The sequence below is a fragment of the Paenarthrobacter nicotinovorans genome (genome assembly GCF_021919345.1).
Lineage (GTDB): Bacteria > Actinomycetota > Actinomycetes > Actinomycetales > Micrococcaceae > Arthrobacter > Arthrobacter nicotinovorans.
The window spans coordinates 1216802-1240992 of record NZ_CP089293.1; the positions used below are offsets into that span (position 1 = coordinate 1216802).

The window sequence follows — 24191 nt, forward strand, 5'->3', positions numbered from 1 at the left end:
CTCCATGACAAGTTCCACCACGACTGAAACCGACCCGGTGGCCGCACCGGAAGCCGCCACGTCCACCAAACCGGCAGTCGGCGCCAAGCACCGTGTCCTGTCCGGCATGCAGCCCTCCGCGGACTCCCTGCACCTGGGCAATTATCTCGGCGCCTTGGTCAACTGGGTCCGCATGCAGGATGAGTACGACGCCGTCTTCTTCATTCCGGACCTGCACGCCATCACCGTGCCCCAGGATCCTGCGGAACTCGCACGACGCACCCGCGTTACTGCCGCCCAGTACATCGCCGGTGGCGTGGACGTGGACAAGTGCACCTTGTTCGTCCAGTCACAGGTACCCGAGCATGCGCAGCTGGCATGGGTCCTGAACTGCATCACGGGCATGGGCGAGGCCGCCCGGATGACCCAGTTCAAGGACAAAGCCCAGAAGCAGGGATCAGACCACGCCAGTGTAGGTCTGTTCACCTACCCCATCCTGCAGGCGGCCGACATCCTCCTGTACCAGCCGCACGGCGTACCGGTGGGCGAAGACCAGCGCCAGCACGTGGAACTCAGCCGCGACCTCGCCAACCGCTTCAACAGCCGGTTCGGGGAAACGTTCCAGGTCCCCGAGGCCTTCATCCAGAAGGAATCGGCCAAGATCTACGATCTCCAGAACCCCACGGCCAAGATGTCCAAGTCCGCGGAATCACCGGCGGGACTCATTAACCTGCTGGACGACCCCAAGACCGTGGCCAAGCGGATCAAATCCGCCGTCACGGACACCGAAACTGAGATCCGCTATGACCGCGAGAACAAGCCCGGCGTTTCCAACCTGCTGACCATCTACTCGGCCATCAGTGGTACGCCGGTGGAGAAGATCGTGGCCGACTACCAGGGCAAGATGTACGGCCACCTGAAGGTCGACCTCGCGGAACTGGTCTCGGGGCACCTCGCTCCCATCCGTGAACGCGCCAACGAACTCCTGGCCGATCCCGCGGAACTGGACCGGCTCCTGGCACACGGCGCGGACAAGGCACGGGAAATCGCCTCAGCCACCCTGACTGACGTCTACTCCAAGGTCGGCTTCCTGCCGTACCGCGGGACTGCCAACGGTGAGCAAGGGGTCCGCTAACTCCATGTGCTCTGCTGGCCAGCTCAACGTCAAGACCGACACCCGTAAGGGTGTTGGTCCTGACGACTCTCGCCAGCCTGCTGTCACCGGCGCCGACTGCGGCGCCGGTGACGCCATGTGCGTTGGAGTGATCCTTGGCTTCCCCCCGGAGATAGCCCGCGAACTCCAGCAATGGCGGGCTTCCTTCGGCGATCCCATGGCCGAAGTCATCCCGGCCCACATCACCTTGATCACCACCACTCCCACCCAGGACTGGGACGCCACCCGGGAACACGTCAGGGAAGTAGCCCGCACACAGGAGCCGTTCCACATTACGATTTCCGGCACTGGTTCGTTCCGTCCGGTGTCGCCGGTAGTGTTCGTCAACGTCGAACAAGGCTTTGAAGAATGCGTGCAGTTGCACGAGAAACTTCAAACCGGTCCCCTCGAGCGGCGGCTGCCCTTCCCCTATCACCCGCACGTCACTGTGGCTCACGATGTCGCCCAGGAAAATCTTGATGAGGCCGAAACGGTCCTCAGAGATTACCGGGCCACCTTCCCTGTGGTTAGCATGGGACTTTACGAGCACGACACCAACGGAATATGGCAGCTACGGGAAGAGCTCGACTTTGGCGGCGATACTGACGAAGAACAGCAAGCGGATTCAGGCCACGGAGGCGGACACTCCTCCACTGCCAACTGAGCTGGCAAAGCTCAAGCTTGAGCTGCTCCGGAAGCGGCAGGACTGGGGCCATGCCAAGCGTGCCGGCGACGGCGCACTGAAGAAGGCCGGCGCCTTCTTTGCGTTGTTCATGGCGCGGCTGAACACCAATCGCGTCATGCGCTCCTTCCAGCACTACACCCGACAGCACGGGCCCCTGTTGAGTGCGGGCATCGGTTTCAACATGTTCTTCTCGGTGACAGGTTTGCTCACCACGGGCTTTGCCGTCGCAGGGATTGTCCTGGGCGGAAATCCGATTTTGGAGGACGCCGTGATCGGCAGCGTTGCCTCCGCGGCGCCCGGCTTGCTTCAGGTCAATGGCGGTGAGGGCTTGGTGGATCCGCAGTCCCTGCTGAACCCCTCCGGCCTGGGCTGGACCGCGGTCATCGCCGCCGCCGTCACGATCTTCACGTCGCTGGGCTGGATCGCAAGCGTCAGGGAGGGGCTGCGCGGAGTCATGGGTTTGGGCCCCTTGGTCCGCAACGCCATCCTTCAAAAACTCATCGACGCCGGAACCCTGCTGCTCCTTGGCGTGATCCTGGTGGTCAGCGCCGGGGCATCCCTGATTTTCGGCACCGCGGCCGACTGGTTCTTCGACCTCCTGAAGCTCGACGAAACCGTCGCGGCCCCCATCGCGGCGGTCGTCAAGATCGTCGTCCCCCTCCTTCTGAACTGCGCGACGGCGGCCGTCCTGTTCCGCGTCGCCGGCAGCCTGGCGTTGACGCGCCGGGCGTTCCTCGAAGGCGTGGTGCTGGCCGGCGTCGGGACAACGGTTCTGCAATTCTTCAGTACGGAACTTCTGGCCCGCTCCGGCAACAACCCTGTCCTGGCTTCGTTCGCCATCATCATCGGCCTGCTGATCTGGTTCAACCTGGTGAGCCAGGTCTACCTCGTCTCAGCGTCCTGGTCAGCCATCCGCGAGGCCGACCTCGCATCGGGGGAGACCCCGCGCAAGAAAGTCCTCGGTTCGCGTCGCGTAGCACCGCGCACCTGAGCATCCAGTGGAGGCGCAATGAACAATCAGCTGTGGATCGCCTGCCTCCTGGGCGCTGCCGCGGGCTTGATAACAGGGCAGCTGATCTTCAATTCGCCTTTCCTGGGCATCCTGATCGGCGTTGGCCTCGGAGCGCTCGTGGGCGCAGCAGTGGGCCCCCGCCGCGGTTAGGAGCAGTGCCCTCCAGCTAGGGCGATTGCACCAGCCCTTCCCACGCCACGGTCCAGTCTTCGGGGAACCCGGGAGCGTTCCGCCCGGGTCCCTTGTCCCAGCCGGCCGCCATCAGTGCCACAGCGGCCAGGAGACCGCCGTTGCCCGGCAAGTACAGCGGCAACGAATCAGTCTGGCGGTTGTGGCCGTTGGGAAGCACGGTGTTCTTTCCCGCATCAAACAGCAGCGCCTCCACCGCGGCCTCGGGATCTCCCAAGCGCGCAGCGGTCATCGCCATCACTGGATAGTCCCACCCCCAGGTACTCGCCCAGTCCCAATCCGCCAGCACGTCCTTCAAGGTGGCCCGCATGATGTCAGGATCGATCAGCTCGGTCTTGGGGAGGACACCCAGTGCGCACAGCATTGACGGGTGGTCTGTGCGGATGGTGAAGGGTTCCACGTCGATGGCTGCGTAGACGCCGTCCATCACCCTGGGTTTCACCATCGCCTTCGCTACGACAGACCATTCCTCCACAGGGTCCAATCCCAGCCGTTCGCGCCAGGCAGCAGCTGTTTCCAGGCCCCATTGCCAGTACGCCAGCTCAAAAGTTGGGTTGGTGACCGATGCCCTGATGGAGCCGTAACTCTCCTGTGCCGGGATCAGGGGTGGACCCAGCTCGAAGCCCCGCTGGGTCGGGTGTGCGAAGCCGGCCATGAACGCGGCCGACTCGAACACGATCTCCGCGAACTCCTCCAGCACATCACGGCTGGGATTGGCCCGGTACACCAGTTCGGCAAGGTAGATCGGATGCGGCTGCTGCCAGATCAGGAAGGTGCCGATCGGGCTGGGGCTCTCCCGCCCGTCCGGACCTACCTGCTTGGGCCAGCGGACGCCGTCGAATCCTTGTGCCTTGGCGGTTTGCCGCGACACCTCCAGGATGCTTGCGTACCAGCGCAGGGAAGGCAGAAGCAGCTCCACCCGGTTCCAGTGTGCGAAATGCGCCGCATGCCACCAGTGCATTTCCAGGTGGAAGCGGCCGCGCCAGGAATTACAGACGAGTCCCGTCTCCTGCGGCGGCAGCGAACCCGAACAGTTGATCGCCGTCAGGTACTGGGACAGCACGATCCTGCGTTCCAGCTCCTTGGCCCGTGGATCCTCCGTGGCATGGAGTTCCACGGCACCTCCCGTGGACCAGAAGCCGGGCCAATGGGCCGAGGAGGCCGCGGCAATGCTGCTGCCCGGAGAAAGCACGACGCCGGTACGTGCCGTGGCGGCGCCGCCCGGGTCCGGCGCACGGTCACCGGAGCTGTGGTCACCCCGCGGAAGGCAGTCGCCGTCGCCGGAAGAGCGGAAGGAGATGCTGAAGTCGAGGACGCCGTTGGTGACGGGGTGGGCTGGACTTCCCGGGAGCACGCGCAGCCGGTGCTCCTCCGTTTGCTCCACCGTGAGGTCCGGGCCGGTGATCAGGACCTGGTAGCGCGATTCGTCCAGCTCACGGTCAGCCGTCCAGACAGTGGAACCAGCATGTAGATCGGATGGCGTCCCACCAGCTAGGACGGTCCGGTGTGCCCCCGGGTTGTTCCAATCGGCCGCGTCATGCCATGCACCCGAGCCGTAAGGGAAGGCGACGCCCACCACCAAACCGGCCCCGAGGGCAGGCGACTCCACACGGAAGCCGAGCTCGTCGCGGTCCGGGTGGCACGCCGTCGTGACCTTGACGGGGTGCCCGGCGAGGAAGAAGCGGCTGGTGACCACTCCGGTCCACAGGTCCAGCGTCTGCACGGTAGGGGTGAGTTCCCCGGGCTGTACCTCGCGCTCCACACCGTTCTCGAGCCAGCGGAGGCTGATGCGGCCCAGATCTAGCCTGTGGGAGTTGGCACGGAGCCAATCTTCGGCTGCGGATGTGTTGGTCTCGCGGTCGTTGACGATGTCGCCCACCATGTCGACGTAAGGGACGGGCCCGCGCGGCGAATCGTAGAGGACGGTGGACCCGGCGAGGTCGTAGGGTTCCGCCGGCGGAATGGTGTGCCAGCCCCACTGCGATTGGGTGCCCAGTAGGGTGCCCGCCGGAAGGTTATCGCGGGAAGCAACCGGGTAGGCATCGGGCAGCGTCTGGAAACCGGTGAGGTCCATGGTGAAGGCAAATTCGCCGTTGCCCACGGATACGGGGCTCCGGGGATCCAGTTCCTGTTGGTGGACGTTATGGCGCCGCACGAGTGATTTCCGGTCGATACCGCCGGGGGAGTGCGGCCCACCCGCCGGCTCCAGCACCACTGTGTTTTCCAGTTCCCGCAGCGGGAAGAACGCCGCCCGTTCGTGGGGGCTCTTGTTGGGCTGGTGCAATGTCAGGAACAGGCTGCCGTCCAGTTTCCGGCCGATCATGCCGTGGCCGCCGTCGGTGCTCCACAGGGGTTCCACCTCCTGGATCCAGGGGCCAAGGACGGTCCCGGATTCGCTGCGCGCGATGCCCATGGCATATCCGTTGTGGGCAAAGCTGGACCACAACATGATGAGCTTGCCGGTGGCGAGCCTGTGGAGGAACGGACCGTCGGTGACGTACACGGGGCCGTCCTTGGCTGCGCCGGATGCCTGCTCCAAGGCTCGCGACCATGGAGCCTCGGAGGCGGTGAACAGCACCACCGGTTCTCCCTCGGATGTACGCAGGTCCGGGCTGAGGCGTTGGGCGACCATCCCGCCGTCGTTGACCTGCTTCCATTCGTGGCAGAAAACCATCCAGGGGACGCCGTCGTCATCAACATGAAGCGTCCCGTCGAGGCACTCCCAATCCCGGGGCGTGACGGGGCCGTCGCTCCATGGTTCATAGGGTCCGTGCGGGGCCGCAGCCGACAGTATTTGGGTCCCACGGGTGTGACCCGGAGCGGTGAAGGTGGCGAACATGAAGTAGCGGCCCTTGTACTCATGGACTTCCGGCGCCCAGTACTGCTCCTTGCTCCAGAAGTCCGGAGCAGGACGGAAAGCCGGGTACGGGCCCTCCCAGTCCACGAGGTTGCTGCTTCGGTAACAGTCGAACCCGGTAGCTGGTCCGGACCAGATGTTCCGGTCCGTGCTGCCGAAGAGCAGATACTCCTGCGAGCCGGGCAGCGTCAGGACGTAGGGATCCCGGATCTGGATCTGTTCCAAGGGCTGTGACACGGCGGGCTCCTCTGGGAATGAATAGTTCAAGCTCAAAACTATTGACGAATATACACCGCCTTGATACGTTTCAGGAACCGTTTTCTCAAGGTTGAAAGAAGCTTACCCAATGACGCGTAAATCCCTCCGAAGTATTCGCAAATCCCTGGCCTTCGTGACGGCCGTGGGCATGCTGGGCCTGACCGCGGCCTGCTCCAGCCCCTCATCAAACCAGCCCGAGGACGGGCCCGTGGAGATCCGCTTTTCGTGGTGGGGCAATGCGTCCCGCGCCGAACTGACCAACAAGGCAATCCAGGAATTCGAGGCCGCCAACCCCAATATCAAGGTCAAGCCCGAATACGGCGACATCAGTGGCTACTTCGACAAACTGGCCACGCAAGTGGCTGCCAACGATGCTCCCGATGTGATCACCATGGGTGGTGCCTACCCGGCCGAATACGCCAACCGGGGTGCTCTCCTGGATCTGTCAAAGGTCCAAGGCTCGCTGGATCTGTCGAAGCTGGACCAAGGCGCCCTGGAAAACGGCCAGGTCCAGGGCAAGCAGTACGGTGTCTCCACAGGTGCCAACGCGCTGGCGGTTGTAGTGAATCCTGCTGTCTTCCAGGCAGCCGGCGTAGCCGTCCCGGATGACAGCAGCTGGTCCTGGGACGACTTCGCCAAGACCGCCTCGGAAGTGACGGCTAAAAGTCCCAAGGGAACGTACGGCACGGCCACCGTCCTCACGCACGACTCCCTGGACGCCTTCGCCCGTCAACGCGGCAAGTCCCTGTACACCCAGGATGGCCAGCTGGGGCTCGACAAGGACACTGTGCAGGACTACTTCGACTTCTCGCTGAAGCTCAGCGAGTCCGGCGCGGCCCCCAGCGCTTCGGAGACCGTGGAGAAGCTCAATGTCAGCACGGAGCAGACGCTGATGGGCATGGGGCAGGCTGGCATGATGCTTACCTGGAGCAACTCCCTTTCAGCACTGAGCAAGGCTTCCGGCGCGGAGCTGAAGCTGCTCAAGCTCCCGGGCGAAGCTCCCACCGCGGGCATCTGGCTCCAGTCTTCGCAGTTCTACACGATTTCGGCCCGCAGCAAGCACACTGATGCCGCCGCCAAACTGGTGAGCTTCCTGGTCAACAACGAGGCCGCCGCCAAGATCATCCAGAGCGACCGCGGGGTGCCCAGCAACCCGGGCATGCGCACGGCCATCCAGGACCTGCTCACTCCCCAAGGCAAGGTTGAGGCCGCCTACATTGACCAGATCGGCAAGATGGACTTCGCGCCGACGTTCATCGGCCCCACCGGTTCCACGGCGGTTTCGGAGATCACTGCGCGCATCAACACCGATGTCCTGTTCAAACGCCTGACTCCTGAGAAGGCTGCCGAGCAGTGGCTCAGCGAGAGCAAAGCGGCCATCGGCAAGTAGCCAGGAGCAACGCGGGGTCACTTTTGGCCCGTCCAGGGGTGGAACATGGGCCACAAGTGACCCCGCGTTGCTTTAGGAGACTTCCAGGTAGGGGTCGGCCCACGCGCCGATGATCCGCGCCACGCGCGCAGCCTGGCCCTTCCCCGTGAGGAGGTGCTCGCTGCCCTCCAGGGAGATGAAACTCCGCGGGTGCCGGGCGGTTTGGAAGATCTCGCTGGCGTTGTCGATACCCACCGTATTGTCCGTGGGGGAGTGCATCACCATCAGCGGCTTGTGAAGCGTCCGGATGCAGTCGCGCAGGTCAGCGCTTTCGACGTCCTCCACAAAGTGGCGGCGAACCTCCATCGGACGCCCTCCCAGGTCAACCACGGCGCTGCCGTCGCGCAGGATGGAGTCGATCTCAGTGTCGAACATGTGCTCCACGTGCTTGGGCTCGTAGGGCGCCGCCACGGTCACGACAGCGTTGAGGCCGGGGATGTCGCGGGCAGCGGCGAGGACGGCTGCGCCACCGAAGGAATGACCCACCAGCAGGGAAATCGCGCGTCCCTGCTCACGCATGAAGGCTGCGGCCAGGATCGTGTCGGCCACCTTGACGCTGAATGAGCCGGCGGACCATTCGCCACCCGAGCCGCCAAGGCCGAGGTTGTCGAACCGGAGCATCCCTACTCCCTGCTCAGCCAGGCCCTTGCAGATCCGTGAAGCGGCCGGGCTGTCCTTACCCAGGGTAAGACCATGCGAGTAGAGGCCCCAGCCGCGTACCGGTCCCTCGGGCACGTCCACGATTCCGGCCAGCGTATCGCCGGTGCTTCCCGTGAAGGTGATCTTCTCAGAGCGTGACACGCTGGTCTCCTTGCGTTGCGATGTGTGGTTGCGGGAGTTGATTAACGACGACGGCGCCCCTCACCTGCAGAGGTGAGCGGCGCCGTCGACGTGCTGTTCTTCGAGGAACGGCTGGTTAGATCTTGCGGGCCAGGATGGCTTGCTTGACCTCAGCGATTGCCTTGGTCACCTGGATGCCGCGGGGGCATGCTTCCGAGCAGTTGAAGGTGGTGCGGCAGCGCCACACGCCTTCTTTGTCGTTGAGGATCTCAAGGCGCATGTCGCCGGCGTCATCACGGGAATCGAAGATGAAGCGGTGTGCGTTGACGATTGCTGCCGGGCCGAAGTACTGGCCATCGGTCCAGAAGACCGGGCAGGACGAGGTGCAGGCTGCGCAGAGGATGCACTTGGTGGTGTCGTCAAAACGCTCACGGTCCTCAACGGACTGCAGGCGCTCCTTGGTGGGCTCGTGGCCCTTGTTGATCAGGAAGGGCATGACCTCGCGGAAGGACTGGAAGAAGGGTTCCATGTCCACGATCAGGTCCTTCTCCACCGGGAGGCCCTTGATCGGCTCGACGGTGATGGGCTTGGACGTGTCCAGGTCCTTCAGCAGCGTCTTGCAGGCGAGGCGGTTGCGGCCGTTGATGCGCATGGCGTCGGATCCACAGACGCCGTGGGCGCAGGAGCGACGGAAGGAGACGCTGCCGTCGATTTCCCACTTGACCTTGTGCAGGGCGTCCAGCACACGGTCCGTGCCGTACATGGTCAGCTTGTAGTCGTCCCAGCGCGCTTCTTCCGAGATCTCGGGGTCGTAGCGGCGCACGCGGAGCGTGATGTGGAACGTGGGAATTTCACCGTCGCCGGCAACACTCGCCGGAAGCTCGATCTTTGATGCGGGCTCTGCCATTTCGGTCGTCATTAGTACTTACGCTCCATCGGCTCGTAACGGGTGAAGATCACGGGCTTCGTCTCCAGACGGATGCCCGCAACGGATTCCGCCGAGGAGGCGGCAGTGACGGACGTGTCCAGGTAAGCCATGGAGTGCTTCATGAACTTCTCGTCGTCGCGGTCCGGGAAGTCCTCGCGGTAGTGGCCACCGCGGGACTCTTCACGGTGCAGAGCACCGACGGTCATGACCTTGGCCATGTCCAGCAGGAAGCCCAGCTCCACTGCTTCCAGGAGGTCCAGGTTGAAGCGCTTGCCCTTGTCCTGGACGGTGACGTTCTTGTACCGCTCTTCGAAGGATGCGATGTCGCGAAGGACCTGCTCCAGGGATTCCTTGGTACGGAACACCTGCATGTTGGCGTCCATGGTGTCCTGCAGTTCCTTGCGGATCTGGGCAACACGCTCGGTGCCGGTGCCGCTGAGCAGGCCATCCAGGATGCCGCGGGTCATTGCTTCCGGGTCCTCGGGCAGCTCGACGAAGTCGGCCGTCTTGGAGTACTCGGCAGCTGCAATGCCTGCACGCTTGCCGAAGACATTGATGTCCAGGAGCGAGTTGGTGCCAAGGCGGTTGGAGCCGTGCACGGAAACACAGGCAACCTCACCGGCGGCGTACAGTCCGGGAACGATCGTGTCGTTGTCTTGGAGTACCTCGGTGGTGATGTTGGTGGGAATGCCGCCCATGGCGTAGTGCGCTGTGGGGAACACGGGGACGGGATCGGTGAACGGTTCCACACCCAGGTAGGTGCGGGCGAACTCCGTGATGTCCGGGAGCTTGGCTTCGATGTGGGCCGGCTCGAGGTGGGTCAGGTCCAGGAGGACGTAGTCCTTGTTCGGACCACAACCGCGGCCCTCACGCACCTCGTTGGCCATGGCGCGGGCCACGATGTCACGGGGAGCGAGGTCCTTGATGGTGGGGGCGTAGCGCTCCATGAAGCGCTCACCTTCCGAGTTACGCAGGATGGCACCTTCACCGCGTGCACCTTCGGTGAGGAGGATGCCCAGGCCTGCAAGACCTGTCGGGTGGAACTGGAAGAACTCCATGTCTTCCAGCGGAATGCCGCGGCGGAAGGCGATGCCCATGCCGTCGCCCGTGAGGGTGTGTGCGTTGGATGTGGTCTTGAAGACCTTGCCCGCGCCACCGGAGGCAAACACCACGGACTTGGCCTGGAAGACGTGCAGCTCGCCCGAGGCGAGGTCGTAGGAGACCACACCGGCGACACGCTTCTGCTTGTACGGCGTGCCGTCTTCGCGGACGGCGTCTTCCTCGACGATCAGCAGGTCAAGGACGTAGTACTCGTTGTAGAACTCAACGTTGTGCTTGACGCAGTTTTGGTACAGGGTCTGCAGGATCATGTGGCCCGTGCGGTCGGCTGCATAGCAAGCGCGACGGACAGGAGCCTTGCCGTGGTCACGGGTGTGGCCACCGAAGCGGCGCTGGTCGATGCGCCCTTCAGGCGTGCGGTTGAATGGCAGACCCATCTTTTCCAGGTCCAGCACGGCGTCAATGGCTTCCTTCGCCATGACCTCGGCTGCGTCCTGGTCAACCAGGTAGTCGCCACCCTTGATGGTGTCGAAGGTGTGCCATTCCCAGTTGTCTTCTTCGACGTTGGCCAGTGCTGCGCACATACCACCCTGGGCCGCACCGGTGTGCGAGCGGGTGGGGTAGAGCTTGGTCAGTACCGCTGTGCGTGCACGCTGACCGGACTCGATCGCGGCGCGCATGCCGGCGCCACCTGCACCGACAATGACGACGTCGTACTTATGGACCTGCATACCAGATGCTCTCTCTTTCAAAAATTCAGATGGTCGGCGGAGGCTGCTCCGCTACGTCAGGCGGGCCGGCAAGCCGGCCACGCCAATGCGGCACGGGCCGCTACGGGGCCGGGCAGAATCCGCCAGGAAGCTGAACGCCGTCGACGACGGGGCACGGGTTGAACGTGAAGATCACCAGGGTGCCGAGGATGATGATGACCAGCGTGGCTGCGTAGAGAACCATCTTGAGCCAGAAGCGCGTGGAATCCTTCTCGGCGTAGTCGTTGATGATGGTGCGGACACCGTTGGTGCCGTGCAGCATGGCAAGCCACAGCATGGCCAGGTCCCAGAACTGCCAGAAGGGATCGGCCCACTTACCGGCGACGAAACCGAAATCGATGGCGTGGATGCCTTCGCCTACCAGCAGGTTAACGAAGAGGTGGCCGAAGATCAGCACTACCAGGACGATGCCGGAGAGGCGCATGAAGAGCCAGGCGATCATCTCGAAGTTGCCACGGCTGGAGCCGGTGCGGTTGTACTTCGGGGCGATCTTTCCGCTGCGCGGAGATTCGATGGTTGTCATGGCTTAGTGGCCTCCCAGCGCGAGGGAAAGGTGGCGGATGGCGAAGCCGGCGAACGTGACCAGCCACAGCGCAAGCACGACCCAGAGCATCTGGCGCTGGTACTTTGCGCCCTTCTTCCAGAAGTCGATCGCGATCACACGCAGGCCATTGAAGGCGTGGAAGATGATCGCGGCGACCAGGCCCGTTTCCCCCAGGGCCATGAGGGGGTTCTTGTAAGCACCAATGACGGCCGTGTAGGCCTCAGGGGACACGCGCACCAATGAGGTGTCCAACACATGGACCAACAAGAAGAAAAAGATCACTACACCGGTAATACGATGTCCAACCCAGGACCACATGCCTTCACGGCCGCGGTACAAGGTGCCAGCTGGTTTTGTCGGCACTGATTAAACCTTCCTGCAACACAGCGGCGCTGGCATGGGATCCACGCGGGGGGAACGCCTGCTGCGAGAGCACTCGTAGCTCACGCCTAAATCTAGGCTTCGCTCACAGCATATTCAATTTAGGACGGGCTTCTCTGCGTGTTAATTCCATGTTTCCTGCCCGGATTCAGGCGATTTTGGATACTGTCTGAGACGAACGCCACATGCGTGGCGTTCTGCGGAGCTTACCGCTTGCGTCGGATAAAGTGTTGCGGTGAGTACAGAAGACGCGAAATACCCGGAATCGCCCATGAACCGCTTCCATGCGGTTATTCCGGCGGGCGGTGTGGGGACCCGGCTATGGCCGCTCTCGCGTGCCGCCGCGCCTAAGTTCCTGCACGACCTGACCGGGTCCGGCAGCACCTTGTTGAGGGCTACCTACGACCGCCTGGAGCCACTGGCCGGCGAACGCGTACTGGTAGTGACGGGCGAGGCCCACCGTGCGGCTGTCTGCCGCCAGCTCCCGGAAGTTGGGGACGACGAATTGGTGCTCGAAAGCGAGCCCAAGGATTCAGGTGCGGCGATCGGTCTGGCCGCTGCCATCCTTTACCGCCGCGATCCGGAGACCATCATGGGGTCCTTCGCCGCTGACCACGTGATCAGCCCCGACGACCTGTTCCAGGAGACTGTCCGGGAGGCGATCTACACCGCAGCCACGGGCAAGATTGTCACCATCGGCATCAAGCCCACCCACGCCTCCACGGGCTTCGGCTACATCCGTTCGGGCGCTGCGCTCAACGTTGACGGCGCTCCGAACGCGCTGGCGGTGGCCGAATTCGTGGAGAAGCCCAGCCAGGAAGTTGCCAACAAGTACGTCGAAGCAGGCGACTACGTTTGGAACGCGGGCATGTTCGTGGCTCCCGTCGCGTTGATGCTCAAGCACCTTGAAGCCAACCAGCCCGTACTCTTCGCCGGCCTCCAGGAGATCGCCGAGGCCTGGGACACCCCGCAGCGGGCTGAGGTTACCGCCCGTGTGTGGCCCACCCTGCCCAAGATTGCGATTGACTATGCAGTAGCCGAGCCCGCAGCGGCAGCCGGCGACGTCGCCGTCGTGCCTGGCACCTTCCGCTGGGACGACGTTGGCGACTTTGCCGCGATCGGTCGCCTGAACAACGCCGGCGACGTCGACGAAGTGACGGTTCTCGGCGAGGGCGCACGCGTGTTCGCGGAGGATGCCAGCGGTGTGGTGGTCTCGGACACCAAGCGTGTGATCGCCCTGATCGGTATCAAAGACGTGGTCATCGTGGACACCCCGGATGCCCTGCTGGTCACCACGAAAGAGCATGCCCAACTGGTGAAAGGCACCGTTGACGCCCTGAAAGCCAGCGGCGACACGGACGTCCTGTAGCCCGAGCCTTATACCGTGAGCCACCTCTTTGCTTGTCCTGCGTCTGAACGCGGCGTAACCAAGAGGTGGCTTTCGGTCTTCAGGAGCCCCGGATGGCTAGAGTTGTGACGTGCGCAATTACACGACTGAAACCGAGCCCGCCCCCGTTGTGAGTCCCTGGGTTGATGAGCTGCTCCCCGGGCTCATTGAGTTCCGCCGGGACCTCCATGCGCACCCGGAACTGTCGTTCAAGGAATTCCGCACCACGGACAAACTGGTGGAGCGGCTCGAAGCAGCCGGACTCAAGCCGCGCCGGCTCGAAGGAACCGGGCTCACCGTCGACGTGGGGGAGGGTCCCATCGCCACGGCTCTTCGCGGGGACATTGACGCTTTGCCGATCATCGAGGAAACCGGCCTGCCGTTCGCCTCCAAGAACCACGGCGTGACGCATGCCTGCGGACATGATGTCCACACCACTGCGATGCTGGGCATTGCCCTGACACTCCAGCGGATGCACAAGAACAACCCGCTGGGCGGCACTGTGCGGATCATTTTCCAGCCCGCCGAGGAAACGATGCCAGGCGGCGCGTTGTCCTGCATCGAGCAGGGGGTGCTTGAGGGCGTGCCGCGCATCCTGGCACTGCACTGCGACCCGAGGATCAACGTGGGCCAGATCGGCACGCGCATCGGCGCCATCACGTCAGCGTCGGACACCATCAAAATCGAGCTCTCCGGCCGCGGCGGACACACCTCCAGGCCGCACCTGACCGAGGACCTGGTGTTCGCGTTGGCCCAGATAGCGGTGAATGTTCCCGCAGTGCTGTCCCGCCGGGTGGACGTCCGCAGTGGCGTCTCCGTGGTGTGGGGACAGATTTCGGCAGGTTCGGCGCCGAACGCCATTCCCGGTACGGGCTACATGGCCGGCACCATGCGTTGCCTGGACCGCGATGCCTGGCACAGTGCGGGCGAGTTGCTGGACGACGTCGTCAGGCAGGTCGCTGCGCCCTACGGCGTGGACGTGCACCTGGAGCACACCCGCGGCGTGCCTCCCGTGGTGAACTCCGAGCATGAGACGGCCCTCATCGAAGCCTCTGCCCGCGCGGAACTGGGGGAGAACGCTGTTGTGCTCACCCCGCAGTCCATGGGCGGCGAAGACTTTGCGTGGTTCCTGGCGGACCTGCCCGGCGCCATGATGCGCCTGGGTACGCACACCCCCGGCGGCGAGGAATACGATCTTCACCGCGGCGACTTCATCGTTGATGAGCGCGCCCTTGGCTACGCTGTCCGCGTCCTCACTGCGGCTGCACTCCGTACCATCCGCGACCTTCCCCAGTAGTCCAACCGGGGGACAGCAGATGTCCCGTTGAGCCCTCTTTGGAGCATTCGCTGTCCCTTGCTTGGGCAGCCTGCCTCCAATTGAGTTGTGCACAATTGAATTGTGCACTATCGTTTTATCCATGAGTGATGCACCCCGCCTCCGCCACCAGGTCTGCTTTGCGCTGTACTCGGCATCAAAGGCCGCGACGGCGGTCTACCGCCCCGTCCTCGACGACCTCGGCCTGACCTACCCGCAGTACCTGGTGATGCTGGTGTTGTGGGAGCAGGAGCCGCGAAGTGTCCGGGAACTCGGTGCCGAACTGGGGCTGGACTCCGGAACATTGTCGCCGTTGCTAAAACGGCTTGAAGGCCTGGGGCTCGTTGAGCGGAAACGCTCCGCCGAGGACGAACGCCGCGTGGATGTGGTCCTGACCGCCGCCGGAACAGCGCTGAGCGCCAAGGCCCAGGCGGTGCCCCAACGGTTGGCCGACGCTGCCGGACTCTCCGCAGCCGAAATCGAGCAGCTCCACGCAACTCTCGGCAAGCTCACCGCAGCCCTGAACAGCTCACTTTGAGGCCCTGAACAGCTCACTCTGAATTTTTCCAAGCCATCCCATTCCCGAAGAGAAACGGAAACACCATGAAGACTCTCTACACAGCGGAGGCGCTTGCCTCCGGCGAAGGCCGTGACGGCAACGCCCGCACCAAGGACGGCAAGCTGGATGTAGCCCTCGCCAGCCCGGTGGAACTCGGTGGCAACGGCCAGGGAACCAACCCCGAGCAGCTTTTCGCAGCCGGCTATGCAGCCTGCTTCCACTCGGCGCTGCGGCTGGTTGGCCGCAAGGAGCGTGCCGACGTCAGCGACTCCGCCGTTGCGGCGAAGATCCACTTTGGCGCGCTGACCGACAGCGAAGGCTACGGCCTCGCTGCCGAACTCGAGATCGCCTTGCCTGCCCTGGACCGCGAAACCGCCGAAGCCCTGATGGCCAAGGCGCACCAGATCTGCCCCTACTCCAACGCCACCCGCGGCAACATGAACGTTGACCTCAAGCTCGTGGAGTTCGCAGCATGAGCGCCGTAGCAGGCACCCCGGTGCAGACCCGCGAAATCCACCTTGCCTCCCGCCCCGTCGGCCGTCCGGCGCCGGAGAACTTCCGTCTGGCACAGGCTGAACTGCCGGAGCTCGCTGAAGGCCAGCTCCTGGTGAAGAACCAGTTCATGTCCGTGGATCCTTACATGCGCGGCCGGATGAACGACGTCAAGTCGTACTCGGCGCCGTTCCGCCTCGATGCAGCGCTCGACGGCGGTGCCGTAGGTGAGGTGATCGCGTCCCGTTCGGACGCGCACAAGGTGGGTGACGTCGTCGTGCATCAACTGGGGTGGCGCGAACACGCGGTGGTTGACGCTGCGGCCACCACGCCGGTGCCGGGCGGACTCGCTCCCACCTCGGCCTTCCTCGGCGCGCTGGGCATGACCGGCCTCACGGCCTATGCCGGCCTGCTGAAGGTTGCCGAGTTCAAAGAGGGCGACGTCGTGTTCGTCTCCGGAGCGGCCGGTGCAGTCGGTTCCATGGTGGGCCAGATTGCCAAGGCCATGGGCGCCTCCAAGGTCATCGGCAGCGCCGGTTCGCCGGAAAAGGTCGCACGGCTGCTGGAACTGGGCTTCGACTCCGCGTTCAACTACAACGATGGTCCCGTCCTCGAGCAGCTCCAGGAAGCTGCAGGGGAGCGCGGCATCGATGTGTACTTCGACAACGTTGGCGGGGAACACCTCGAGGCCGCCCTGGCAACGCTCACGGTAGGCGGACGCGTGGCAATGTGCGGTGCGATCGCCCAGTACAACTCCACTGAACCTCCGGCAGCGCCGCGGAACATGGCAGTGGCGATCGGCAAGCAGCTGACCCTTCGCGGGTTCCTCGTCGGCGGGCAGCGCCAGCATGCTGCCGAGTTTGCCCAAAAGATGGCCGGATGGCTTGCCGACGGCACCATCAGCTACGACGAGACGATCGTCGACGGCTTGGAAAATGCGCCCCAGGCGTTCATTGATTTGCTGGATGGAGCGAACACAGGAAAGATGCTCGTCCGCCTGTGATGCGACAGTAGCCGGGTGTGACTTGCACACCCGGCTACTGCTTGGTAACAAAAAGTCAACAATCTGAGCGGCAGGCCGCCTTTGTGCTATCCGGGTGTGTTCCAGGCCACTAGGGTGGTGTCATCAATGCGCTTCGGCGCAGCTGCGAGCATCAGTGAAAACAGAATTTCTGCCTCAGGTATAGGAAACGGACACTCATTGACCATCCGTCGTAGCGCCAATCACTTTCTTCCTGGAGGAAAATTGAAGAAACCACTGCGTGCCACCCTGAAGCGCGGTTCAATGGCCGGTGTTGCAACCGTCGGCGCAGCAGCGCTCCTGCTGACCGGCTGTGGCCAGGCCCCCGACGCCGGATCCGGCGCCGCCACCAAGAGCGACTTCCTCGGATGCATCGTTTCCGACTCCGGCGGATTCGACGACCAGTCGTTTAACCAGTCCTCCTTCGAGGGACTGAAGAAGGCCGAAGCAGATCTGGGCATCCAGACCAAGTCGGCCGAATCCAAGGCGAACAGCGACTTTGAGACCAACCTCAACGGCATGGTCTCCGCAGGCTGCAACCTGACTGTCACGGTGGGCTTCCTCTTGGGCGACGCCACCAAGGCCGCTGCCGAAAAGAACACCGACAAGCACTTCGCGATCATCGACTTCGCGTACGACGCCCCGATCGCCAACGTCAAGCCCGTCGTGTACGACACCGCCCAGGCTGCATACCTTGCGGGCTACGCCGCTGCTGCAACCACCAAGACCGGCAAGGTGGGAACCTTCGGCGGCATCAAGATCCCCACGGTGACGATCTTCATGGATGGTTTCTACGACGGCGTCCAGGCCTACAACAAGGCCAAGAACAAGAACGTCCAGGTTGTCGGCTGGGACAAGAACACCCAGGACGGCTCCTTCACCGGCGACTTCGAGAAGCAGGACACCGGCAAGCAGGTCACCATCAACCTCCTGGACCAGGGCGCGGACATCGTCATGCCCGTCGCCGGTCCGGTTGGCAAGGGTGCCGGTGCCGCGCTTAAGGAAGCCAAAGCCGCCGGTAAGGACGTCAAGCTGATCTGGGTTGACTCCGACGGCTACCTGACGGCTCCCGAATACAAGGACCTCATGCTGACCTCCGTGGTCAAGCAGATGGGCGAGGCCGTCGAAACCGTGGTGAAGGACGACAAGGACGGCAAGTTCAGCAACAAAGCCTACGTTGGCACGTTGGAGAACGACGGCGTGGCCATTGCCCCGTTCCACGATCTCGACTCGGCTGTTTCTGCAGAAACCAAGTCCGAACTTGACGCTCTGAAGGCGGATATCGTCTCCGGCAAGCTCGTGGTCGAATCGAAGGCAAGCCCCAAGAAGTAAGCAATTCCTGGACGCGCCGCCAGTACCGAGCCCCGGTACTGGCGGCGCGTTTTTGCCCTGACTAGGCTGAACCCAAAGCTCGTTGCTTTGGAGCTGTTCAGCTGTCCCTCGGACTCACAGAACGGTGGGAGTTGTGAAACTCGAATTGAAGGGGATCTCGAAAGCCTTCGGGACCTTCTACGCCAACCAAGACATCGACCTCGTGGTCGAATCCGGCCAGATCCACTGCCTTCTAGGCGAAAACGGTGCCGGCAAATCAACCCTCATGAACGTGCTGTACGGGCTCTACGAGCCCACCGCCGGCCAGATCCTGGTAGATGACCAACCCGTCAACTTCCGCGGCCCCGGCGATGCCATGGCGGCGGGCATCGGCATGGTGCACCAGCACTTCATGCTGGTCCCGGTCTTCACGGTCGCCGAGAACGTTGCGCTCGGTGCTGAACCGACGTCGTTCGGCGGTGTCCTCAGCATCGATGAAACCCGGAAGAAGATCCGGGAAATCTCCGACAAGTACGGCTTCGACGTCGATCCCGATGCCCTGGTGGAGGACCTCCCCGTGGGCGTCCAGCAGCGCGTGGAGATCATCAAGGCGCTGGTACGGGAAGCCAAGGTCCTCATCTTGGACGAGCCCACAGCCGTGCTCACCCCGCAGGAAACCGATGAGCTCCTGGACATCATGCGCCAGCTCAGAGCCGGCGGCACGTCCATCGTCTTCATTTCGCACAAGCTGCGGGAAGTGAAGGCTGTTTCCGACGTCATTACCGTGGTCCGCCGCGGCAAAGTGGTAGGCGACGCCCCTCCTACGGCATCGGCCACGGAGCTTGCTTCCATGATGGTGGGCCGGCCGGTCAGCCTGAGCCTGAACAAGGCTGCCGCGCAGCCGAAGGAAACCACGTTCGTCGTCGAAAACCTCACTGTCCGCGCCGCAAACGGCACCAACGTCGTGGACGGCATCAGCTTCGATATCGCCCAAGGTGAGATCCTCGCCGTCGCCGGTGTCCAGGGCAACGGCCAAACGGAACTGACGGAAGCCATCCTCGGCATCCAGGAACATGTCACAGGTTCGGTGGTCCTGGACGGGAAGCAGCTTCTCGGACTGCCCGTCAAGGAAGTCCTGCGTTCCGGCGTCGGCTTCGTTCCTGAAGACCGTACCGTGGACGGCCTGGTGGGCCCGTTCTCCGTGGCCGAAAACCTGGTGCTTGACCTCTACGACCAAGCACCGTTTGCCAGCGGCATCAGCATGAAGCCTGCCAAGGTTGCAGAGCATGCCAAGGCCAAGATCGCGGAATTCGATATCCGTACCCCCTCCGCGGGGTCGGCTGCGGGGACCCTGTCCGGCGGTAACCAGCAAAAAGTGGTCATGGCCAGGGAGCTTTCGCGTCCGCTGCGGTTGTTCATTGCAAGCCAACCCACACGCGGTGTGGACGTCGGTTCCATCGAGTTCCTGCATAAGCGCATCGTCGCCGAGCGGGATGTCGGAACGCCGGTCATGATCGTTTCCACAGAGCTTGATGAAGTCATTGAGCTCGCAGACAGGATAGCCGTGCTCTATAAGGGCAAACTCGTGGGCATCGTCCCGGCGGGAACACCACGCGACACGCTCGGCTTGATGATGGCCGGCGTCGGCCCCGAAGGAGGCTCCGATGACCAGTAGCAGCGACGGGTCCGCCAAGGACCAGAGACCTGAAGAATCCACAGCGGAAGTCCGGGCAGCTGACGTTGCCTTGGATACTGCCGGCGGCGCGTTGGAGCCGTCCATCGTTCCTGTCTCCTCCCAGAGCGGCGAACCGGGGCACCAACAGGGCAACGTCATGCGTCGGATCGTGATGGGCAATGGCTTCGTTTCGGTCCTGGCCGTGATCGTGGCCCTTTTCCTCGGTGGACTGCTGATTGCCAGTACGGACACCCAGGTAGCCAAGACCGCAGGGTACCTGTTCGCCCGCCCCAGCGACTTCCTGAGTGCGCTGTGGTCTGCCATGACGGACAGCTACGTGGCCCTCTTCCAAGGTGCGGTGTTCAACAGCCGCCAGGGGTTCGCTCCGCTGCTTGAAACCATGACAGTGGCGACGCCGCTCATTTGCGCGGGCCTGGGCGTGGCCCTGGCGTTCCGCGCAGGCCTGTTCAACATCGGGGCGCAGGGGCAGATCATCATCAGTGCCACCCTGGCCGCCTATGTTGGTTTCACCTGGCACCTGCCGTTTGGCCTGCACCTCCTCCTGGTGATCATCATGGGTGTCCTCGGTGGCGCCGCATGGGGCGCAATCGTTGGGATCCTTAAGGCCAGGACCGGCGCGCACGAGGTCATCGTGACCATCATGCTGAACTACGTGGCGCTGTTCCTGCTGGACTTCCTCCTGAACACCGCCGCCTTCCGGCGCCCTGGGGACAACAGCCCCATTTCGCCGCGTCTGGATGAATCGGCCACCTATCCGGTGCTGATCCCGGGATCCCGGCTCCACCTGGGCTTCCTGGTGGCCATCGCGCTGACCTATGGCGTGTGGTGGCTGCTGAACCGCTCCACCATCGGTTTCGAATTCCGTGCCGTCGGCGCCAACCCCGTGGCCGCGCGTACGGCCGGGGTGAAGGTGCCACGCGCCACCATCATGGTGATGGCTTTGGCCGGTGCCCTGGCGGCGTTTGGCGGTGTCGCACAGGTTGCGGGCACGGAGAAAGTCCTCACCGGCGGCGTGGCTGCACAGATCGGATTCGACTCCATCACTGTTGCCCTGCTGGGCCGCAGTACACCGTGGGGCACTTTCTTCGCCGGACTGTTGTTCGGGGCTTTCCGTGCCGGTGCCGTGCAGATGCAGATCCAGACGGGAACCCCCATCGACATCGTGCTCGTGGTCCAATCCCTGATCGTCCTGTTCATCGCCGCACCGCCCCTGATCAGGTCGATCTTCCGGCTCGAGGGCAAGAAAAAGAAGAAGAACAAGACACCGAAGGCGGCTCCTGAAGCTGCCCTTGCCAATGCCACCGGAGGTGCCAAATGAGCGCGACAACCACCGCTCCAACGCCCGGGTCCACGGCCCTGCCGGGGTTCCGGCCCTCACTGAAGGTTCCGGTTTCGCTGGGCGTCCTCGCCCTCATCGCGCTGGTGTTCTTCGGCTTCCTGGGCTCGGACAAGACCGCGGAGATGAAAATCAGCGACGCCGGTGACGCCGTTGCCGTTCCTGCCCTCATGATTCCGGGACAGGTGGGCGGCATTGTCTTCGGCATCCTGCTGCTGGCCATGGCTGCCTACTCGATCTACCTCTGGACGCAGGGGGAAAAATCGCCGAAGTGGCTCCCCATTGCCTTTGCCGTGGTCTTTGTCTTCGCCCTCCTGGTGTGGATCGTGGCCGGGGCCCGCCAGCCATCCATCTCATTGGCGGGCCTGGTCGCCGGGTCGGTGACCCTCGCCGTTCCGTTGGTTTTCGGCTCGCTGTCCGGTGTTTTGTGTGAGCGCGTCGGCGTCGTCAACATCGCCATCGAAGGCCAGCTTCTGGGCGGCGCTTTCACGGCGGCGCTCGTAGCCACCATGACCGGCAGCCCGTACATCGGCCTGATTGCGGCTGCTGCCGCCGGCGCGGTGGTGTCCATGGTCCTCGCGGTCTTCAGCATCAAGTACCTCGTCAACCAGATCATCGTCGGCGTGGTGCTCAACGTCCTGGTCTCGGGCCTCACGGGCTTCCTGTACGGCACCCTCATGGTTCCCAACAAGGAGCAGTTCAACACCCCGGGCCGCCTGGACATCCTGCCGATCCCGCTGCTCTCGGATATCCCCATCATCGGGCCCATCCTGTTCGAGCAGTCCATCGCGGGCTACCTCATGTACATCGCAGTGGCCGTGGTGTGGTTCGGCTTGTTCAAGACCCGCTGGGGCTTGCGCGTCCGCGCTGTCGGTGAGCACCCCCAAGCGGCCGATACCCTGGGCATCAACGTCAACGCCACCCGATTCTGGAATGTCACCCTGGGCGGTGCGATCGCCGGTATCGGCGGGGCTGTGTTCACCCTGGTGACCATCGATTCCTTCACCAAGGACATCTCTGGTGGCCGCGGCTTCATTGCCCTCGCTGCCCTGATCTTTGGCCGTTGGAATCCGATCGGCGCGTTCCTGGCGTCGCTGCTCTTTGGTTTCGCGTACAACCTGCAGTCGATCCTGGGCATCATCGGTACCCCGGTGCCCAGCCAGTTCATGGCCATGCTGCCGTACCTGGTGACCATCTTCGCCGTCGCCGGTTTGGTGGGTAAGTCGCGGCCACCGGCCGCAAGCGGCATACCGTACGTGAAGGGTTGACGATGCCGGAAAACGACGTCGACTGGCCCGCCCTGGAAGCAGCCGCGAAACAGGCCATGGAAAACGCCTACGCTCCGTACTCGAAGTTCCCGGTGGGGGCTGCTGCCCTCACCGACGACGGCAGGATCGTCAGCGGCTGCAACGTCGAGAACGCCAGCTACGGGCTGACCCTCTGTGCCGAGTGCGCGCTGGTGGGCCAACTCCACATGACCGGTGGCGGAAGGCTTGCCGCGTTCTATTGCGTGGACGGGCAAGGCAACATCCTCATGCCGTGTGGCCGCTGCCGCCAGTTGCTCTATGAATTCAGGGCCCCCGGCATGCAGCTCATGACCACCCAAGGCATCAAAACCATGGACCAGGTACTGCCCGACGCCTTTGGTCCGGAACACCTGGAGGAAACCACGTGACCAGTACCGAAGCGTTCGACGCCGTTCAGATCATCACCATCAAGCGGGACAAGGGCACGCTCACGCCTGAGCAGATCGATTGGACCATCGACGCGTACACCCGTGGCGTGATCGCCGAGGAACAGATGGCAGCGCTCAACATGGCCATCCTCCTCAACGGCATGGACCGCGCCGAAATATCGCGGTGGACTTCCGCCATGATCGCCTCGGGCGAGCGGATGGACTTTTCGTCCCTCACAAGGCCCGACGGCGGCATGAAAGCTACGAGCGACAAGCACTCCACCGGCGGGGTCGGGGACAAGATCACGCTGCCGCTGGCACCTCTCGTGGCCGTCTTCGGCGTCGCGGTACCGCAGTTGTCGGGCCGCGGACTTGGCCACACCGGCGGGACCCTGGACAAGCTTGAGGCCATTCCCGGATGGCGGGCCAACCTCAGCAATGACGAGATCATGTCCCAGCTCCAGGACGTGGGAGCGGTCATTTGCGCGGCAGGTTCGGGGCTGGCGCCTGCGGACAAGAAGCTGTACGCACTCCGCGACGTCACCGGAACGGTGGAGGCGATTCCGCTGATTGCTTCCTCGATCATGAGCAAGAAGATCGCGGAGGGCACGGGATCGCTGGTGTTGGACGTCAAGGTTGGTTCGGGTGCTTTCATGAAGGATGAAGCCCGGGCCCGGGAGCTTGCCGAAACCATGGTGGCCCTGGGCAAGGACGCCGGCGTGCACACCGTGGCGCTGATAACGGACATGTCCACCCCGCTCGGATTGACGGCCGGAAACGCCATCGAGGTAGAGGAATCCGTGGAGGTCCTGGCCGGCGGCGGTCCGGAAGACGTCGTCGAACTGACGGTCCGCCTGGCTGAGGAAATGCTGGCCGGTGCCGGTATCCACGATGCTGATCCGGCAGCGGCGCTGAAGGACGGCAGGGCCATGGATGTCTGGAACCGGATGATCGAAGCCCAGGGCGGCGATCCCCGGGCCGCACTGCCGGTAGCCAAGGAATCCGAGGTTGTCTACGCCCCGGCAGATGGGGTCCTGGTGGAACTGGACGCTCTTTCCGTGGGCGTCGCAGCCTGGCGCTTGGGCGCCGGCAGGGCACGTAAAGAGGACCAGGTCCAGGCCGGGGCGGGCGTGCGCATGCACGCCAAGCCCGGCGCTTTGGTCCGCGCCGGCGAGCCGCTCATGACGCTCCTGACGGACACTCCGGAGAAGTTTGATCGTGCCAAGGAAGCCCTGCAGGACGCGGTGGTCATTGCCCCTGAGGGTTCACGTCCCGCCCGTCAGCTAATTATCAGCCGCATCGCCTAGGCTGGATTATTCCGGGCCGTCCTGCGGATGGCCCGGAATAATCGTCGTCCGGCGCCTGTGGGGGAGCC

The 24191-nt window shown here is 63.6% G+C and carries 22 protein-coding genes and 1 pseudogene; 16 read left to right on the forward strand and 7 right to left on the reverse strand.

Annotated features, from left to right (window positions below; genetic code table 11):
* The first annotated feature begins 4 nt into the window (after positions 1 to 4).
* Genes trpS through JMY29_RS05855 form a run of 4 tightly spaced genes read left to right on the forward strand, consistent with a single transcriptional unit; the run spans position 5 to position 2979 of the window.
* A complete protein-coding gene (gene trpS, locus JMY29_RS05840) occupies positions 5 to 1114 on the forward strand; it encodes a tryptophan--tRNA ligase (RefSeq protein WP_039240278.1) in 1110 nt (369 codons plus the stop codon).
* Positions 1115 to 1118: 4 nt separating this feature from the next.
* The gene (locus JMY29_RS05845) at positions 1119 to 1796 is read left to right on the forward strand and encodes a 2'-5' RNA ligase family protein (RefSeq protein ID WP_189075915.1); all 678 of its coding nucleotides are present in this window, start codon (positions 1119 to 1121) and stop codon (positions 1794 to 1796) included.
* Positions 1723 to 2808 carry a YihY/virulence factor BrkB family protein gene (locus JMY29_RS05850; protein WP_189075914.1) on the forward strand — a complete coding sequence of 362 codons (1086 nt, stop codon included), beginning with the start codon at positions 1723 to 1725 and terminating at the stop codon, positions 2806 to 2808. Before JMY29_RS05845 ends, JMY29_RS05850 begins: the two co-directional genes overlap by 74 nt.
* A gap of 18 nt (positions 2809 to 2826) precedes the next feature.
* The gene (locus tag JMY29_RS05855) at positions 2827 to 2979 is read left to right on the forward strand and encodes a hypothetical protein (RefSeq protein WP_018777248.1); all 153 of its coding nucleotides are present in this window, start codon (positions 2827 to 2829) and stop codon (positions 2977 to 2979) included.
* Positions 2980 to 2995: 16 nt separating this feature from the next.
* On the opposite strand, the gene JMY29_RS05860 is transcribed toward JMY29_RS05855, so the two are convergent.
* Both JMY29_RS05860 and JMY29_RS20960 read right to left on the reverse strand, forming a co-directional pair.
* Positions 2996 to 5191 (reverse strand): hypothetical protein, encoded by a 2196-nt coding sequence (locus tag JMY29_RS05860; RefSeq protein ID WP_189076084.1) that lies wholly within the window; start codon positions 5189 to 5191, stop codon positions 2996 to 2998.
* A 153-nt stretch (positions 5192 to 5344) separates the two neighbouring features.
* Positions 5345 to 6112 (reverse strand): annotated as a pseudogene (locus JMY29_RS20960) (glycoside hydrolase family 43 protein); the annotation flags it as partial.
* A gap of 109 nt (positions 6113 to 6221) precedes the next feature.
* Between JMY29_RS20960 and JMY29_RS05865 the strand changes: the two are divergent.
* Complete coding sequence (locus JMY29_RS05865) at positions 6222 to 7523, forward strand: ABC transporter substrate-binding protein (RefSeq protein WP_189075913.1); 1302 nt, start codon at positions 6222 to 6224, stop codon at positions 7521 to 7523.
* 72 nt (positions 7524 to 7595) lie between these two features.
* Here the strand turns inward: JMY29_RS05865 and JMY29_RS05870 are convergent, their stop codons facing one another.
* From JMY29_RS05870 to sdhC, 5 genes are all read right to left on the reverse strand, one after another.
* Positions 7596 to 8363 (reverse strand): alpha/beta hydrolase family protein, encoded by a 768-nt coding sequence (locus JMY29_RS05870; protein WP_018777251.1) that lies wholly within the window; start codon positions 8361 to 8363, stop codon positions 7596 to 7598.
* Positions 8364 to 8478: 115 nt separating this feature from the next.
* Positions 8479 to 9261, reverse strand: coding sequence for a succinate dehydrogenase iron-sulfur subunit (locus JMY29_RS05875; protein ID WP_018777252.1), 783 nt, complete (start codon positions 9259 to 9261; stop codon positions 8479 to 8481).
* The gene (gene sdhA / locus JMY29_RS05880) at positions 9261 to 11060 is read right to left on the reverse strand and encodes a succinate dehydrogenase flavoprotein subunit (protein WP_018777253.1); all 1800 of its coding nucleotides are present in this window, start codon (positions 11058 to 11060) and stop codon (positions 9261 to 9263) included. The genes JMY29_RS05875 and sdhA overlap by 1 nt, the downstream gene beginning before the upstream one ends.
* Positions 11061 to 11160: 100 nt before the next feature.
* A complete protein-coding gene (locus JMY29_RS05885; protein WP_017197835.1) occupies positions 11161 to 11622 on the reverse strand; it encodes a succinate dehydrogenase hydrophobic membrane anchor subunit in 462 nt (153 codons plus the stop codon).
* 3 nt (positions 11623 to 11625) lie between these two features.
* Positions 11626 to 11961 (reverse strand): succinate dehydrogenase, cytochrome b556 subunit, encoded by a 336-nt coding sequence (gene sdhC, locus JMY29_RS05890; protein WP_026267095.1) that lies wholly within the window; start codon positions 11959 to 11961, stop codon positions 11626 to 11628.
* 334 nt (positions 11962 to 12295) lie between these two features.
* On the opposite strand from sdhC, the gene JMY29_RS05895 reads away from it, so the two are divergent.
* The 11 genes from JMY29_RS05895 to JMY29_RS05945 all read left to right on the forward strand — a co-directional run bounded on the left by JMY29_RS05895 (position 12296) and on the right by JMY29_RS05945 (position 24123).
* A complete protein-coding gene (locus JMY29_RS05895) occupies positions 12296 to 13393 on the forward strand; it encodes a mannose-1-phosphate guanylyltransferase (RefSeq protein ID WP_018777255.1) in 1098 nt (365 codons plus the stop codon).
* Between the two features lie 109 nt (positions 13394 to 13502).
* Positions 13503 to 14708 carry an amidohydrolase gene (locus JMY29_RS05900; RefSeq protein ID WP_018777256.1) on the forward strand — a complete coding sequence of 402 codons (1206 nt, stop codon included), beginning with the start codon at positions 13503 to 13505 and terminating at the stop codon, positions 14706 to 14708.
* A 121-nt stretch (positions 14709 to 14829) separates the two neighbouring features.
* On the forward strand, positions 14830 to 15264 hold the full coding sequence (locus tag JMY29_RS05905) for a MarR family winged helix-turn-helix transcriptional regulator (RefSeq protein ID WP_018777257.1): 435 nt from the start codon (positions 14830 to 14832) through the stop codon (positions 15262 to 15264).
* 65 nt (positions 15265 to 15329) lie between these two features.
* Positions 15330 to 15761: an organic hydroperoxide resistance protein gene (locus JMY29_RS05910; RefSeq protein WP_018777258.1), complete on the forward strand. Its 432-nt coding sequence runs from the start codon at positions 15330 to 15332 to the stop codon at positions 15759 to 15761.
* Positions 15758 to 16780, forward strand: coding sequence for an NADP-dependent oxidoreductase (locus tag JMY29_RS05915; protein WP_018777259.1), 1023 nt, complete (start codon positions 15758 to 15760; stop codon positions 16778 to 16780). Before JMY29_RS05910 ends, JMY29_RS05915 begins: the two co-directional genes overlap by 4 nt.
* A gap of 243 nt (positions 16781 to 17023) precedes the next feature.
* Entirely contained in the window at positions 17024 to 18130 is a 1107-nt protein-coding gene (locus JMY29_RS05920) for a BMP family lipoprotein (RefSeq protein ID WP_018777260.1), read from the forward strand.
* A 133-nt stretch (positions 18131 to 18263) separates the two neighbouring features.
* Complete coding sequence (locus JMY29_RS05925) at positions 18264 to 19784, forward strand: ABC transporter ATP-binding protein (protein ID WP_189075912.1); 1521 nt, start codon at positions 18264 to 18266, stop codon at positions 19782 to 19784.
* Entirely contained in the window at positions 19774 to 21123 is a 1350-nt protein-coding gene (locus tag JMY29_RS05930; RefSeq protein WP_189075911.1) for an ABC transporter permease, read from the forward strand. The genes JMY29_RS05925 and JMY29_RS05930 overlap by 11 nt, the downstream gene beginning before the upstream one ends.
* The gene (locus JMY29_RS05935; RefSeq protein ID WP_018777263.1) at positions 21120 to 22409 is read left to right on the forward strand and encodes an ABC transporter permease; all 1290 of its coding nucleotides are present in this window, start codon (positions 21120 to 21122) and stop codon (positions 22407 to 22409) included. Before JMY29_RS05930 ends, JMY29_RS05935 begins: the two co-directional genes overlap by 4 nt.
* Positions 22410 to 22411: 2 nt before the next feature.
* Positions 22412 to 22816, forward strand: coding sequence for a cytidine deaminase (locus JMY29_RS05940; protein WP_018777264.1), 405 nt, complete (start codon positions 22412 to 22414; stop codon positions 22814 to 22816).
* On the forward strand, positions 22813 to 24123 hold the full coding sequence (locus JMY29_RS05945) for a thymidine phosphorylase (RefSeq protein WP_018777265.1): 1311 nt from the start codon (positions 22813 to 22815) through the stop codon (positions 24121 to 24123). The genes JMY29_RS05940 and JMY29_RS05945 overlap by 4 nt, the downstream gene beginning before the upstream one ends.
* Positions 24124 to 24191: the final 68 nt, after the last annotated feature.

Coding starts and splice junctions, on each gene's coding strand:
- trpS (WP_039240278.1), top strand. CDS start 5: ATGACAAGTTCCACCACGACTGAAACCGACCCGGTGGCCGCACCGGAA.
- JMY29_RS05845 (WP_189075915.1), top strand. CDS start 1,119: ATGTGCTCTGCTGGCCAGCTCAACGTCAAGACCGACACCCGTAAGGGT.
- JMY29_RS05855 (WP_018777248.1), top strand. CDS start 2,827: ATGAACAATCAGCTGTGGATCGCCTGCCTCCTGGGCGCTGCCGCGGGC.
- JMY29_RS05865 (WP_189075913.1), top strand. CDS start 6,222: ATGACGCGTAAATCCCTCCGAAGTATTCGCAAATCCCTGGCCTTCGTG.
- JMY29_RS05875 (WP_018777252.1), bottom strand. CDS start 9,261: ATGACGACCGAAATGGCAGAGCCCGCATCAAAGATCGAGCTTCCGGCG.
- sdhA (WP_018777253.1), bottom strand. CDS start 11,060: ATGCAGGTCCATAAGTACGACGTCGTCATTGTCGGTGCAGGTGGCGCC.
- JMY29_RS05885 (WP_017197835.1), bottom strand. CDS start 11,622: ATGACAACCATCGAATCTCCGCGCAGCGGAAAGATCGCCCCGAAGTAC.
- sdhC (WP_026267095.1), bottom strand. CDS start 11,961: ATGTGGTCCTGGGTTGGACATCGTATTACCGGTGTAGTGATCTTTTTC.
- JMY29_RS05895 (WP_018777255.1), top strand. CDS start 12,296: ATGAACCGCTTCCATGCGGTTATTCCGGCGGGCGGTGTGGGGACCCGG.
- JMY29_RS05905 (WP_018777257.1), top strand. CDS start 14,830: ATGAGTGATGCACCCCGCCTCCGCCACCAGGTCTGCTTTGCGCTGTAC.
- JMY29_RS05910 (WP_018777258.1), top strand. CDS start 15,330: ATGAAGACTCTCTACACAGCGGAGGCGCTTGCCTCCGGCGAAGGCCGT.
- JMY29_RS05915 (WP_018777259.1), top strand. CDS start 15,758: ATGAGCGCCGTAGCAGGCACCCCGGTGCAGACCCGCGAAATCCACCTT.
- JMY29_RS05930 (WP_189075911.1), top strand. CDS start 19,774: ATGACCAGTAGCAGCGACGGGTCCGCCAAGGACCAGAGACCTGAAGAA.
- JMY29_RS05935 (WP_018777263.1), top strand. CDS start 21,120: ATGAGCGCGACAACCACCGCTCCAACGCCCGGGTCCACGGCCCTGCCG.
- JMY29_RS05940 (WP_018777264.1), top strand. CDS start 22,412: ATGCCGGAAAACGACGTCGACTGGCCCGCCCTGGAAGCAGCCGCGAAA.